This is a genomic window from Amycolatopsis lurida (genome assembly GCF_900105055.1).
Taxonomy (GTDB): Bacteria; Actinomycetota; Actinomycetes; order Mycobacteriales; family Pseudonocardiaceae; genus Amycolatopsis; species Amycolatopsis lurida.
The window spans coordinates 4,105,384-4,120,299 of record NZ_FNTA01000004.1 but is presented as its reverse complement, the minus strand read 5'-3'; the positions used below and the strand labels follow the sequence as shown (position 1 = coordinate 4,120,299).

General features: G+C 70.1%; 9 protein-coding genes. 8 read left to right on the top strand and 1 reads right to left on the bottom strand.

Going from position 1 to position 14,916, the window contains the following annotated elements; genetic code table 11:
* Nucleotides 1-51 precede the first annotated feature (51 nt).
* Complete coding sequence (locus BLW75_RS24640; protein WP_034323970.1) at nucleotides 52-474, top strand: SdpI family protein; 423 nt, start codon at nucleotides 52-54, stop codon at nucleotides 472-474.
* Here BLW75_RS24640 and BLW75_RS24635 read toward each other — a convergent pair.
* Nucleotides 471-1,052, bottom strand: coding sequence for a YqgE/AlgH family protein (locus BLW75_RS24635; protein ID WP_034323973.1), 582 nt, complete (start codon nucleotides 1,050-1,052; stop codon nucleotides 471-473). The two genes, BLW75_RS24640 and BLW75_RS24635, sit on opposite strands and share 4 nt — an antisense overlap.
* A gap of 208 nt (nucleotides 1,053-1,260) precedes the next feature.
* Here BLW75_RS24635 and BLW75_RS24630 point away from each other — a divergent pair, with 208 nt between their 5' ends.
* The 7 genes from BLW75_RS24630 to BLW75_RS24600 are packed head-to-tail and all read left to right on the top strand — an operon-like array spanning nucleotide 1,261 to nucleotide 14,905.
* Entirely contained in the window at nucleotides 1,261-2,550 is a 1,290-nt protein-coding gene (locus BLW75_RS24630) for an MFS transporter (protein WP_034323975.1), read from the top strand.
* A 55-nt stretch (nucleotides 2,551-2,605) separates the two neighbouring features.
* A complete protein-coding gene (locus BLW75_RS24625) occupies nucleotides 2,606-3,226 on the top strand; it encodes a YbaB/EbfC family nucleoid-associated protein (RefSeq protein WP_034323977.1) in 621 nt (206 codons plus the stop codon).
* Complete coding sequence (locus tag BLW75_RS24620; RefSeq protein WP_034323979.1) at nucleotides 3,226-3,555, top strand: WXG100 family type VII secretion target; 330 nt, start codon at nucleotides 3,226-3,228, stop codon at nucleotides 3,553-3,555. The genes BLW75_RS24625 and BLW75_RS24620 overlap by 1 nt, the downstream gene beginning before the upstream one ends.
* 10 nt (nucleotides 3,556-3,565) lie before the next feature.
* The gene (locus BLW75_RS24615) at nucleotides 3,566-10,687 is read left to right on the top strand and encodes a WXG100-like domain-containing protein (RefSeq protein WP_091598284.1); all 7,122 of its coding nucleotides are present in this window, start codon (nucleotides 3,566-3,568) and stop codon (nucleotides 10,685-10,687) included.
* On the top strand, nucleotides 10,684-11,151 hold the full coding sequence (locus BLW75_RS24610; protein WP_034323982.1) for a hypothetical protein: 468 nt from the start codon (nucleotides 10,684-10,686) through the stop codon (nucleotides 11,149-11,151). Before BLW75_RS24615 ends, BLW75_RS24610 begins: the two co-directional genes overlap by 4 nt.
* Before the next feature lie 37 nt (nucleotides 11,152-11,188).
* The gene (locus tag BLW75_RS24605) at nucleotides 11,189-12,658 is read left to right on the top strand and encodes a TNT domain-containing protein (RefSeq protein WP_198935860.1); all 1,470 of its coding nucleotides are present in this window, start codon (nucleotides 11,189-11,191) and stop codon (nucleotides 12,656-12,658) included.
* Nucleotides 12,659-14,905 (top strand): ADP-ribosylglycohydrolase family protein, encoded by a 2,247-nt coding sequence (locus tag BLW75_RS24600; RefSeq protein ID WP_034323986.1) that lies wholly within the window; start codon nucleotides 12,659-12,661, stop codon nucleotides 14,903-14,905. It abuts the gene before it with no gap.
* The last annotated feature ends 11 nt before the right edge of the window (nucleotides 14,906-14,916 follow it).

The window sequence follows — 14,916 nt, the reverse complement described above, 5'->3', positions numbered from 1 at the left end:
TCGATCAGGGTATCCGGCAGGTTGCCGGAACGTCACGCTTATCCTCGTGGAGTGTTCGTCATAGCGCTGGTCCCGATCGTGCTGGGTGTCCTCGTCGGCTGGGGTGGTTTCCTCGGCCTGCGCGAGAAGCTGCCGCGTGACCGCGGCGCCGGCGTGCGCACCGCCGCCACGATGCGCAGTGAGGACGCCTTCCGCCTCGGTAACAAGGTCGCCGGGGTCCCGACGCTGGCAGGCGGCGCGATCGCCGTGCTCGCGGGGATCGCCGCGCTGGTCATGCCGACGACGTTCGGGCTGCTGCTCGCCTCGTTCGTGGGCGTGATCGGGATGATCGCGCTGGTCGCGGCCGGGGGAGTGCTCGGCAACCGCGCGGCCGCGACGGTGCCGGAGCCCGAGCCGGAGCGGCCCGCCGGATGCAGTGGCTGCGCCTGCGGCACCTGCGGCGTCTTCAAGAAGGCCGACACCGCCACCGCCTAATTGCGCTGGAGGTCTCCCGGATGGGTGGCCAGCAGCGCCAGCGGGATGCCCTGCCGACGCAGCACCTGACCCCACAGGTCGTGGTGCGGCGAAGCGAGGACGTCGCTGGGCAGCGCCGGGACGATCACCCAGTCTTCGCGTTCGATCTCGTTCGCCAGCTGGCCGGAGTCCCAGCCCGCGTAGCCTGCGAAGACCCGCACACCGCGGACCTTCGGCACCAGGATCTCGGGATCGGTGTCGAGGTCGACCAGCGCGACCGGCCCGCGGACGGCGATCACGCCGGGCACGCTCGACGCCGTTTCACCGGTCCGTAGCGCGGCCAGGCACAACGCGGTCTTCTTCTCGACCGGACCGCCGACGAACACCGACTGCGGTTCGGCGACGTGCCCGCCCCAGTTGGGGAGCACGTCGTACACCGGGACGTCACTCGGCCGGTTGAGCACGACGCCGAGCGTTCCCTCGTCCCGGTGATCGATGACGAACACGACGGTCCGCCGGAAGTTGGGATCGAACATCGTGGGGGCGGCGACCAGGAGCGTTCCCGGTTCGACCTCGGCGTCCGCTGGCACGTCCGCCATGATCCCACTTCGAGCGCAGACAAATCGTCCGGCTCTGGGAACAACAGCATCACGAGCACCGTTGGACACAACGGTCGGTGCGCTTTCCGTGTCCCCCGGGCTCACTGAAGAACCGCCTTTGTGGAATACCGTCCGGCTGGAGCCACACTGCGCATAGCCGCCGAGAGGCGACCTCAAAGCGCATCGGCCACCTTTATAGGCTGGCGCCGTGACGACCACCGCCACGGCGCCCACCAGGGCGTACGTTCGCGACCGTGACTTCCGCCGTCTGCTGTTCACGCGGTTCTCCGCGCACTGGGGCAACGGCATGTACCAGGCCGGACTGGCCGGAGCCGTCCTCTTCAATCCCGAACGCGCCGCCGACGCGCTCGCCATGGCGGGCGGGTTCGCGGCGTTGCTCTTGCCGTATTCGATCGTCGGCCCGTTCGCGGGCGCGCTGCTCGACCGCTGGGATCGCCGGAAGGTCCTGATCTTCGCGAGCCTTCTGCGGTCCTTCACCATCCTCGCGACGGCCGTCGCCGTGGGCACGGGAGCGGCCGGGATCGGGCTGTTCTCCCTGGCTCTGGCCTCCGAAGGCATCTCGCGGTTCATCGGCTCGGGGCTGTCGGCGTCGCTTCCGCACGTCGTCGAGGAGAAATCCGTGGTCGCCGCGAACGCCTTCGCCGCGACCTGGGGTTCGGTGCTCGCCGTCGTCGGCGGTGGTTGCGCGATCGGCCTCCGGGCGCTGACCGGCGCCGACGACGCCGGTTCCGCGTGGGTCACCGCCGTCGCCGCGCTGGGCGGGATCGGCGCCGCCGTCCTGGCCTCGGGGTTCGCGCACGGGCTGCTCGGGCCGTCGACGGTCGACGAGCCGTCGAACCCGGCACTCGCCGTCGCCCGGGGCCTGGCGGACGGCGCTAAAGCGGCTTGGCGGACGCCCAGCGTGACGGCCGGGTTCGTCGCGCTGTTCGCTCATCGCGCGTCGTACGGCATCTCGCTGCTGGTGACCGTGCTGCTGATGCGCAACCACTTCGCCGCGGGGATGACGGGGCTGGGCCAGATGGCCGCGTTCGCCGGTGCCGGGATTCTCGTCGCCGGACTGCTGACCGCCCGGCTGCTCCGACGGCTCGGCAGGGTTCGCGTCGTGGTGGGCGCGCTGGTGTCGGCGGCGGTCGCGCAACTCGCACTCGGCCTGCCGATGGTGGTGCCGGCCGCGTTGCTCGCGGCGTTCCTGGTGACCGGGGCCGGGCAGGTGCTGAAACTCTGCGTCGATTCCTCGGTCCAGCTCGACGTCGCCGACGAAGCGAGGGGGCGGGTCTTCGCGCTCTACGACACGCTCTTCAATATCACCCAGGTCGCCGCCGTCTCCCTGGCCGCGACGGTGATCCCGGACGACGGCCGTTCGCCGGGACTCCTGATCACGGCGGCCGTCCTCTACCTGGTGGGCGCCGCCGGCCACCTGCTCGCGGTGCGAAAAAGGAGAACGGCTGATAAGGCTCCGCCCTTGGCATTAGGGTGACGCTTACCGACACCGGGTGGCGTATGCCCGGGATCAAGCACTCGCGGGGGCTCAAGTGACGACGGCCGGCGACGACAGCGCACGCCTCGAAGCGCGCAATGCCGCCATGAAGGACCAGGTCGACACGCTGCTCGAACAGTTCGAGCGCCAGACGGCCCAGCTTCGGGACGCGCAGGAAGCCGCTTCGCAGACATCGGCGACGGTGGTCTCGCAGGACGGCCTCGTCCGCGCCACCATCGACGCGACCGGCACACTCGCCAAGCTCGAGATCCAGCCGAACGCCTTCGAGCGCACCAATCCAGCGCAGCTGGCCAACACCGTGCTGACGCTGGTCCGCCAGGGGTCGCTGCAGGTCAAGCAGCAGGTCGCCGAGCTGATGGCCCCGATCACCGAAGGGCTGCCGGACCTGTCGGACCTCATCGAAGGCGCGCCTTCGCTCCAGGGGCTGATGCCGGCGATCCCCGACTTCCTCGCGGAAGAGGAGGACGCGGCCGCGCCCGCGAAGTCCGACGAAGACTTCGACGCCCCGCTGATGATCAAGGACGACGCTCCGCCGCCGCCTCCTCCGCCCGCACCTCCCGCGCCGCCGACGCCGAAACCGGTGCCGAAACGGGTGCGTCAGCAGGACGACGATGAGGAAGAGCCGCCCTCGAGCTGGCTGACCAGGGGGGTCTGATGCCGAACGGTGGGGGTGGAGCCGGATTCACCGCGGATCCGGAAGCGGTGAAGACGGCCGCGGCCAAACTGGGGATCGCGGCGGACCAGCTGGACGAAGCGGGCAAGGAACTGGTGGCCGCGATGAACTCGCTCGGCCAGTGCTGGGGCAACGACGACGCGGGCAAGGAGTTCGCGAAGGACTACGAGCCCGGCGCGCAGGGCTCGTCCGAAGGGTTCGCGAACGTCGTCGAGGCACTGCGGGGCATGCAGCACAACGTCGAACGGTCGATGACCGCGTACACGAACGCCGAGGAAGAGATCAAGTCGACGTTGGACAAGAAGGTCTAGCGCCGTGGGTATGGAGATGCCCGACGCGGTCAAGTGGCTCTTGCCGATCGTCGTCGGGGAAAGCTGGCCCGAAGGCGACGAGGACAAGCTCCGCGAACTGCGCGACGCCTGGCACAACGCTTCGAGGGCGATTCAGCCGATCGCCGACACCGCGACCAAGGGCGCCACCGAGGTCCTCGGCGGCTGGAGCGGCGAGGGCGCGGAGAAGTTCGCCGAGGCCTGGAAGAAATTCGTCGAGGGCGACGAGGCGTACTTCAAGTCGCTGGCCGATTCCTCGAAGGCGCTCGGCGACTCGTGCAACGCGACCGCGCTGGACGTCGAGTACACGAAGTACATGATCATCATCTCGCTGGTGATCCTGGCCGCGCAGATCGTCGCGATGATCGCGGCCGCGGCGGTGACGTTCGGTGGCTCCACGGCCGGGATCGCGCCGGCGCAGATCGCCACCCGCATGACCGTCCAGATGATCTTCCGGCAGCTGATGCAGAAGCTCGCGCAGGAAGGCTTCAAGAAGGTCGCGAAGGAACTCCTGGAGAAACTTCTCAAGGAAGGCCTGAAGAAGATCGGCAAGGAGGTCCTGCAGAACACGGCGATGAACCTCGCCATGGACGCGGGCATCCAGGGCCTGCAGATGGCCAAGGGCGACCGCGAGAGCTGGGACTTCAGCAAGACCAAGGATTCCGCGATCAGCGGCGCCGTCGACGGCGTGGTCGGCGCGGGCAGCAGCAGTATCGGCAAGGGCGCCACCAAGGGACTTTCCGACAGCGTCGGCGGCCAGATCGTCGACAGCGCGGCGCGGGGGGCGGTGCGCGGCGCGGCCGAAGGGGTCGCCAGCACGGTCGGGCAGGCCGCCGTCACCGGTGACCTGGACAAGCTTTCGGCCAAGGACGTCCTGATGGGCGCGTCCGGCGGTGCCGTGGGCGGTGGTGTCGACGGGGCGAAGAGCCAGATCGGCGACATCAAGGCCGCGAACACGCCCGGCGCCTCGGCGGGCGACGGTCCTTCCACGCCCGACGTGGACACCGGGGATTCCGGGACGCCTTCGCGTACTCCGGACACTTCTTCGAGGGCGGACTCTTCGCCGGATTCCAGTTCGTCGTCGGATTCCTCTTCCCGGCCGGACTCGTCGCCGGACCCGGCGCCACGGTCCACTTCGGACAGTGGGTCGTCTTCGAGCCGCGGCTCGGACGGTGATTCTTCGCCGCGGAGTTCGTCCGGATCCGCTGATCCGCAGCGGGCGGCCGACGGCGACCGGGTCAGCCAGTCCTCGACGCAGGCTCCGGAACGTCCGGCGGACGCCCCGGCGAACACCGGTGACGGTCAGCGTGCGCCGCAGACCCACCAGAACGCCCCGGCGGCGGCCGCGGACAACGGTTCCGGTCAGCAACAACAGCAGCAGGCCGCGGCGGGTAATCAGCAGCAGGCACCCGCCGCCCAGTCGCAGGCCCCGGCGCAGGCTCCCGCGGCGAGCCCTGCCCAGACGCCGGCGAGCGCTCCGGCGCAAACACCGGCTTCGAGCCCGTCGCAAGGACCGGCGTCCGGTCCGGCACCGAGCCCGTCACACAGTCCTTCACCGAGCCCGTCGCAGTCCAGCGCGATGCCGCCCGCCGCGTCCACGGGCGCGCCGTCGAGTTCCGGTGGCTACGGCATGGCGTCGAACCCGGGGTCGAGCTCGCCCGCTCCGTCGGGTGGCTACGGCATGGCGCCCGGTGGCAACCCGCCCGGCAACGGGCCCGCCCCCGGCGGCTTCCCGCCGGGCGGACACGATCCGTCCCGGCCGGTCCGGCCGAACGACGGCGTCCAAGCCGCGGGTTTCGCGGGCAACGGCGGACCGCAGCAGCCGCGGTTCGACCAGCCGCCCGCCCCGATGCCCTTCCAGGGCCAGCAGCCGATGCAGCCACCGCCTCCGGGTGGTTTCGCGCCGCCTCCGCCGCCGCCTCCCGGTGGCGGTGGCCCCATGCCGCCGCGAGGACCGCAGGGGCAGCCCGGTCCGATGGGCCCGCGTCCGCCGCAGCAGCATCCCGGTCAGGGTGGATATCCGCAGGACCGCGGGCCGCGTCAGCGTCCTCAGCAACCGCCGCAGCCTCCTGGTCCGCAGGGTCCGCCGCGGCCGCCTCAGGGCTATCAGGGCAGGCCTGGGCCTGGCCCGAACGGCGGGGTCCCGCCGCGTCCGCAGACGCCTCCGCCCGGTCCGCCTCCGGGCAACCGCGGTCCGGCGGGTCACCCGCCGCCTCCGCCGCGGCCCCAGCATCCGGGCAACGGTCCGTTCCCCGGCAACCGCGGCCCCATGCCGCCGCCGCCCGGTCACCACCCAGGTCAGCCGGGGCGTCCGGGACAGCAGCCCGGCAGGCCGATGCCGCCCGGCGCCGAGCCGCCGCGCTTCGGCGGTCCGCAGCGTCCGCCGCAGGTCCCGGCACCGCGCCCGGGCCACGACGGGAACGCGGGCCCCCAGCAGCCGCAGCGTCCGCAGCAGCACCAGCCGCCGATGCGGCCGATGGAGCACGCGCCCCAGGACCGCGGCGGGAACGACCTGCCCAAGGACACCGAACTCCCGAGGGACGTCGAGACTCCCAAGGACACGGACGTCCCCAAGGACGTCGAGGCACCGAAGGACACCGAAGCGCCCCAGGACGTCACGCCCGACGACAAGACCACTGTCGACGAGCCGTACCTGACGGATCCGGACTTCCACACGGACGATCCGGCCGCCTACCGCGCGCTCGCCGAGACGCAGATCGACAAGCGCGGTTTCGACAAGGACACCGGGGAAGCCCGGAGCGAACAGGTCCGCCGCGAAGGTCTCGCCAAACGCGACGCCCACGAAGATCCGCGCGTCAGGGAGATGTCGGATCAGGGCGCGTACGCGGTGCACAGCTACACGCGCACCGACATGGCCGAGCGGATCACGCACGCCCAGCGGCACGGTGGCGCGGAGCTGGAAGCGCTCCGCCCGCATATCGAGGCGATCACCTCCGGCCTCAACGAGATGCCCGCCTACGAGGGCCTCGTCTCGCGGCGGGTGAACTTCAACGGCAACGAGAGCGCGATCCGGGCCTTCCTCGAAGCGCACGCCAAGGGCCAGGTCATCGTCGACCCGCAGATGCTGAGCACATCGCGGGTCACCCCGGAGAATCCGCACAGCACCTTCCCCGGCGAAGTCGAGATGCGCATCCAGTCGAAGACCGGGCGCCACATCGAAGACCTCGCCTCGAAGAAGGAAGAACGCGAAGTCCTGATGAAGTCGGCGACGCAGCTGCGCGTCACCGACGTCAAGATGGGCCCAGGGCATCCCGACCACCCGGAGTACAAGAAGCGTCTCGACGACGGATCGCCCAACGACCTGCCGAAGTGGATCGTCGAATGCGAAGAGGTCGTCGCCGGTGACGACGGTCATCTGACCACGGAGCAGGTGCAGCAGAAGGTCGCCGAGCGGCGCGACTACAACAACGCCGTGCAGGAGCGGCTGGCGCAGGAAGCTGCCGAGCAAGAGGCTCAGCTGCGCCGCGATCACCCGGAGCTGTTCCAGGGCCAGGGCCTCGCGGGGCTCGAAACCAAGCTGGCCGACGGCAAGGGTGGCTGGATCGACGCCACCGACGCCCCGGCCCGGGACACCCCCGCGCCTCCGAAGGAGCACGCTCCCGACGGCGGCTGGTCCGAGCTGGCCAAGCCGCTCGAAGAGGGTGGGCCGCCGGTCATCCACGCCGGTTCGACCGACACGCCGCATCAGCAGGTCCGGCTCGTCATGGACGAGATCCCGGCGATCGGCGAGGCCAACACCCGCAACTACTACGCGCCCGAGTCGTGGAAGGACGGTTACCAGACCAACTCGGCCGAGGCGCTGGTCGCGTTCGAGGACCGGATGAACGGCGGCGACTCGGTCGCCGCGCCGTCGACCGGCGGCTCACCGCTGCAGCACGTCAGCGACCGGCTCGGCGGGCAGTGGTCGGATCGGAACGGTTTCGCCGACATCGCCCGCGAGGTGGGCGAACGTCCGGTCGGCGCGCGGACGGCGGTGGCGTTCGAACATCACGCCGCCGCCGATCCGACCGCGCCGGAAGGCTCGCCGCGGTCCAAGGACCGGGTCGAGACCCGGATCGTCGCCGCGGTGAACACGCCGCACGGCGTGGTCTTCGCCGACCCGATGACCGGGCGGCTCGTGACGCTGCCCGACGATCCGACGTCGATCAAGGCGATGCCGATGGGCGGCGGCGACGCCCCGCATCCGCCGGAAGCACCGCACACCGATAGGACAAGCGAAGCCGAAACCCCCGTCCAGGAGCAGGCTCCCAAGACCGACCTCGACATCGCCGAGCGCCTCAAGGGCCCCGAAGAAACCCCCACGCGACTCGACGAGAGCTACCTCTCCGACGACGGTTTCCGTGGTACGCCGGAAGATCACAAGAGCCTCCGAGACCGCTACGACAGCGCCGAACTCGCCGAGCAGGCTCGCGACAAGGCGCTCAAGCGGCTCGAAGCCAGCCCGCTGAAGGACCGCGTATCGCCCGAGGCCGCCGAAGCGATCTACTCGTACTCGCGTGAACACGCCTACGCGATCAACGAAGCGAACCGCCGGGGCGAGTCGCACCCGGACTTCGAGAACGCCCAGCGCAGCACCCGGGCGATCGTCGGCGCGCTCAACGAGCTGCCGGACTTCCACGGCGAGGCCATCCGCGGCATCGACACCAAGGGAGACATGCGGGCCGCCGCGATCATGGCGGCGCATTACGAACCCGGCCAGATCGTCCCCGAGCCGACGATGACCAGCTCGACCATCAAGACTTCGCCGGACACGAAGTCGAAGTTCGGCGAAGACGTCGAGATCCACATCGTCTCGAAGACGGGCAAGGACGTCTCGTCGCTCGCCGAGAACCCCGGCGAGCACGAGGCCATCAACAAGCCGGCCACACAGCTTTACGTGCACAGCAAGGAGTTCAAGACCCCGCCGCTGGTCGACCGGCCGAAGTGGGTCATCCACGCCGAAGAGGTCACTCCCGGCGACCCGCGCTACCTCGACCCCGAGACCGCCAAGCAGAAGATGGACGAGCGGCGGGCCCGGCACGCCGCGGAGGCGCCGGAACTCGCGCGTCTCGCGCAGGCGCGGTCGATGGCGCGCCTCGGTGGCTTCGACGAGCCGCAGACACCGCACTTCTCCACGGAGAACCCGGCGGACCACGGCGTCGCGGACGTCGAAAAGGGGCCCGAGTACGGCGACCAGCCCGCTCAGGACCACTCGGCCACCGACGACACCATGGAACTGCCGGTCCCCGAGCGGGACTACTCGTCGCTGGCGGTCGCGACGAACCCGCCGAGCGAACCGGCGATCCACGCCGGTTCGGCGAGCCCCGCGCAACAGGCCGCATACCTCGCCGACCGGCACCCCAGGCTCGGCGAGGTCAACCCGCATTTCAACGACCCCGACGCACTCGCGAACGGTTACCGCTCCAACTGCACCCGCACGCCGGGCGCGTACATGGACCGGCTGAACGGCATCGACTCGACCGCCGAGCCGCTGCTCGTCCACGAGATGAACAGCCGCGGCACGCTGGAGCACGTCGAAGAGCGGTTCGGCGGGGAGTTCTCCGACCGCGCCGACTACGACACGGTCATCCGCGAGATGCGGGGGATGCCGACCGATCACCACGCGGTCGTGGCGGTGAAGTACCTCGACGAGAACGGCGTCGAACGCGGCCACGTCGCCATGGTGGCGAACACGCGCGACGGCGTCGCGTTCCTCGACCCGCAGTCGGGTGCGCTGATGAACCTGCCGCATCCGCCGCTGGGCGTGAAACTGATGCACGTCGGCGTCCCGGAGGGCCCTTCGGCTCAGCACACCGACGGGCAGACCACGCGGACGGAGACTTCGTCGACGCGGCCCGTCGACCCGCGGATCGCGTTCGCCAGGGACGACACCCCCGACGTGCCGCCGTCACGGATCGGGCCGGACGGCCGTCCGATCGTGACGACGCCGAACGACGCGGGCTACGGCATGGCGTCCCAGTCGCTGCCGGAACCTCCCTCGCACGTCGCGCCGGAGGCGCGCGCCAACGCCGACCGCCTGCTCGCCACTCCGGAGTTCGAGGCGGCACTCGCCGGGCTCGACGACACCCGGGACCGGGTCAGGATCACGACCGACGACGGCGTCCAGCACGACCTCGGTCCGCTGAGCGACTTCATCCGCGACCACCTGCCGGGGCAGCCCAAGCTCGTCGAGCTGATGCTGAACCCGGACAACCGGTACCTCACCGACTCCCTGCTGCACAACCCGAAGACCATCGGCAGCCTGCTCCAGCATCCTGAAGCCATTCCGATGCTCGCGGATGCCGTCGCGGAGGCGGCTTCGCACGACAACCAGCTGATCGACCGGGTCGAACAGGCGGGGCCGGGCGAGACGCCGCTGACCCCGGAGCAGCGCGAGATCGCCGAGGCGGCGGCCGCGGTGGCCGCCGGTGCGCCGCCGGAGCACCGGGTCCACGCCGGATTCCCCGAAGAGCACATCGGGGACATCGCCAAGATCAAGGAATTCCTCGCCAGGGAAGAGGCCGCCTGGGCCGACAACCAGGGGCACCTCAACCGGATCGTCGCCGAGCTCGCCGGGGAGGACGACATCCCCGGCGCCCGGACCGAGCCCAAGACGGAAAGCCGGGCGCTGGCGAAGATCGCCAAATACGACGGTGACGCGTCCCGGCTGGTCGACCTCGTCGGCGCGAAGATCCAGTTCAACACGGTCGCGGACGCCTACCGGGCCCTGGACGCGATCATGAAGCGGGACGACCTCAAGATCGTCAAATTCGAGGACCGCTTCGCGAATCCCCAGGCGAGCGGTTACCGCGACCTGCAGATGAACGTCCGGCTGCCGAACGGGCATGTCGCCGAACTTCGACTGCATCTGAAGAGCATCGACGACGTCGCCGTCTTCGAGCACGCTCTCTACGAGGTCCGCCGGGACTTCCCGACGTACAACCGCGCGATGGACGAGAACATCCCCGACTCGGCGGGCGAAGACGCGAAGAGCAAGGGCAGGCTGACCGTGTCGCAGGCGCAGCTGGAAGCCGCGCTGATCGACCAGGTGCGGGTGAAGTTCATGGACGGCCTGAAGCTGGGGCTGCCGAAACCCCCCGAGGAGAGCGCGTGATCGAGACACCGGCCTACTTCACCTATTACGCGCAGACCTACCGGGTCGACGCGACGCCGGACGGCGGCCTCACCGGGTACCTCCTCAATCTGCGCACCGGCGAGTTCGAGGAGGATCCGAGCCACGTCCGTGAGGTTCTCCGCGCGATGGCGAGCTCGGACATCAGCAAGGTGCCCGAGCAGACGTTCGTGCAGGAGACCGAGTTCGCCCGCGCGCGCTACCTCAAGGGCGAGGGTGCGGTCTTCGCGCTCTACGACACCATCGACGGCCTTTACGACCAGGCTCGACGAGAAAATCGCGACATGCGGCCACAGGAAGTGGCCTTGATCCAGTCTCTGCGCAAGCGCACCTTCAAGATGTGGGAGGACGAGCTGGCCCGCCGCGCCGCCGGGGAGCCGCCGTCGTTCCGGGCGGAGCCGCGTTTCCCCGCATACGAACCACCGGAGGAAGGGGACTCGGAATGAGCCCACTCAGCCGGTCCGACCGGGCGCGATGATTCACGTGGAACAACTCACTCCCGAACAACAACGCGGGCTGCTGGTCGAGATCGGCAAGCTCATCCGCTCGGGTGTCGCCGACGCGGCCCATCCGGCCGTCGCCGATTTCCGGCAGGCCGGGGAGCACACCGAACTCACGGGGCACAACTGCGCACCCGCGCCCGAGCTGGCCGAACTCTTCGGCAGGCTTCGCACCGGCATGTACACGACCGGCCGGGGGACCTGGTTGCAGTCGCGGTTCACGCTCAAGCCCGACGGCACCTTCGATTTCGACTTCACCCTCGACGACGAACCGGCGTGGACCGAGCCACCGGGGACTTCGGCGTACCCGGATGAGCTGGCCGCGTTCCCGCGCGAGGACGAGCACGTTCCCGACTGGTGGCGGCTGCGCGCGCAGCTGCCGTTGCGCGTCGAGTTCCGGCACGCGCGGATCGTCGACGCGTACACCGAGGGCGAGCCGCCCGTGGTGGAGAGACCGGAACTCGACGAGTCCGAAGCGCCGCTCGTCGCGCAGTATCTCGAACGTGAGCCGGCGATCCTCTCCGGCAGCGGGCTCGGCAAGGACATCTTCGATCCCGAAGCCGACGGCGACGTCCCCGAGAGCTACCACACCGACGGCACCTGGATCTGGCACGCGTCCGTGCCGCACTACCTGCGGAAATACGGGATCCCACCGGAGCCGGACCTGGTCGAGCACATCCGAAGCCAGCGGTTCCAGCCGCCGTACGTCGAGCACCTCGTCCGGCGGACCGCGGAAGCGGATCTGCTCGGCAAACCGCGGCCGAAGCCGGGCCGCTCCGACGTCAAGAAGACCGAGGGCGACATCGCCGCGGAGCTGGAGACGTCGCCGAATCCGGCACTGACCGACGAAGAACTCCTGGTCGTGCTGGTCAGCAGGCTCGGCGAGCACGCCGTCTGGCCGGAGGCCTACCGCATCGGCGACCGCGCGGACGGCGCCTGGTGCCTCAACTTCACCGAGAAGGGCTGGGAGGTCGCGGCCTACTCGGGCGGCACCCCCGTGTCGCCGAAGTACTTCGACAAGCTCGAAGACGCGTCGCATCAGCTTCTCGGCGCGCTTCTCCTGCATCCGGCGAGGATGACCGCCGGGCACGAGACGCCACTGGAGACGGCGAAGGAACTCGCCGACTGGCCGGTGCAAGCGGCGCCGGGTGAGCCTCCCCTCACCTTGCTCCGCAACAAGCGCGTGAGCCGGATGGTCGCCGGTACGGTCGTACTGCGGTTCGGCGAGGAGACCGGCAATCTGGTTCACCACGGAGGGGTACGGTTCGCCACGACGTCCCTGCCGCTGGAACGGGAGCGCGTCGGTGGGACCTACCGGCTGCGACGCCCGCTCCACGTGATCATCGGTGTCACCGTCCCGTGGGCGAACATGCCCGGCGGGGCGGTGGCCTACGTGCTCCCGAGGACCATCGCCGAGCACGTGTCCGACGGCAGCCTGGAGAGGATCGAGTAGGTGGAATCGGCGGAAGCGGTAGCCAAGGTCGAAGAGTGGCTGCGCGCGGTCCACGGTCCGGACGTGTCCGAACCGGGCGGCGCCGGCCTGCGCGTGAACCACGAGAAGGTCCTGCGCATCCCCGAGGGCTGGTCGGTCCCCTACAACACGATCGCCTTCCTCGACGAGGGTCATGCCGAGAAGGAGATCTTCCCGCCGCCGTCGGTGATCGTCCGCGAACCGGACGGCGAGCTGCGCCAGGCGCATCCGCAGCCAGGCGGGCTCAGCGTCCCGGTTGCGTTCCCCGGCCAGGAGGCCTGGCGCGAGGTCGTCGACCCCGAGTACGCCAAGGCCGGGCTCGGTGACCTCGGTGTCCCGCCGCCGGTCGTCGCGGGCTGGGTCAAGGTCAACGCGGAAGGCGTGCAGACCGGGGAGGAACGGGAGAACCCGGAGTACAAGGCCGGTCCGATCCGCCGCGGCTACCCGAAGCCGGAGAACAAGCTCGAAACGCTGCTGTCGTTCGCCAGCGTCGGCTGGCTGACCAGGGAGCAGCTGCTCGTCGGGCTGCTGCGCTGCGAGGTCTACGTCCCGCTCGACCTGACGTCGGGCAAGACGGAGCGCTTCTACTTCAACGAGGAACGCGCCGAGCTGAGGGTGTTCAGCTCGTCCAGGAACCTTCCGTCCCGTGAGCACGGGTACTGGAAGGTCGACATCGCCACCCTCGCGGGTTACGAGAGCCCGCCGAACCTGGTGATCAACGGCGGTCCCGCGACGTTCGAGGACGTCAGCGGCGCCGAACTCGCCGAGACCGCGCTGCGGTTCCCGCGCCGGGGCCCCGGCGTCGACGTCAACGAACGCTGCCCGGAAGCCGACCCGGAGCTGGAGGCGCTCGCCGCCGACACCGCCGCGAAGATGGGCCTGCCCGAACCGGTGAAGCCGCCGCTGGCCGCCGCCGAGCGGGCCCGCCGCCGCGGGTTTGAGCTGAGTGCCGAGGAGTGCCAGAAGACCGTCCTCGGGCAGTCGTGGCTGGCTCGGCTCCGGCAGCCCGAACCACCTCGCGGCCGTCCCAACGACCTGCGGGCCAACGGGCTGGCGCCCGCCTACGACAACGAAGGGCAGATCCAGCCGCGTCTGGACACCTTCGGCAAGTACTTCGAGCGAGACCGCTCCAGCTCGCGTTACGGCTGGCAGCGCGTCACGGGCGCGTACGTCGGCTTCGCGCTCGGTGAGGCGCTCGGCGCGGCCGTCGACCGGATGCGGCTCGACGAGATCCACAGCACCTACGGCCCCGACGGGGTCACCGATCTGCCGGTCGCGTTCGACCTGCCAGGCCGGATCGGGCCGCTCACCCAGCGGCTGCTGTTCTACACCGAGGCCGTGATCCGCAGCCCGCATCGCGAACAGCCGGAGAACCGTGACGCCGAAAAGGCGCTCGGGACGGTCGCGCGCAATTCGCTGATGCGCTGGCTCCACACCCAGGGCGCGCCGCTGGACAACGCCGACGGCTGGCTCGTGAAGGTGCCGGAACTCCGCGTCCGCCGCACCCCCGACGACGCCGAACTGAACGCCTATCACGCGCTGGCGACCATTTCGCCGACGGCGATGCCGCTGAGCGGGCCGGACGCACTGGTCGCGGCGCTGCCGGCGGCGATGACCGCGGCCGGGCCGGGAAGCGCGATGAGCGGCGGTGTCCGGCAGGCGGTGCGCGACCTCGTCGCGGTGACCCACCCCGGCGAGGTCGACGTCGAAGCGGCGACCTACCTGACCTGGCTGTTCGAACCCGCGTTGACCTCGGAAGCGTTCAGTTACCCGATTTGGAACACCTCTCGGGAGATCTTCAGCGACCAGAACCCGCACCAGCGTGGGCCGGTCTGGGCGGATCTCAAGGCGATGGTCGCGGAATCGGTGCCGTTCTTCGGCAAGCACGGCCTGCCCGATCTGCGGGTCCCGGAGCTGATCGGCGACGGCAAGGGCACGCTTTCGGTGCTGGGCCGCGCGTTCGCGGCGCTGTCCGGCTTCGAGAACTACCCGGAGCAGGCGCTGCTGCGGGCGGTCAACCACTCGGGCCGCAGCGCGATCACCGGTGCCATCGCCGGTGCCCTGCTCGGCGCCCGCACCGGCATCCCCGGTCTGCCGCAGAAGTGGGTCGAGCAGCTGGAACTGCGCTACCTGGTGGAGAACATCGCCACGGACGCGTTCTGGCACTTCGACCGCCACTCGGCGCTGCACGAGGTCGACGGCTGGGCCCAGCGGTATCCGCGCTGGTGACGGATTCTGGA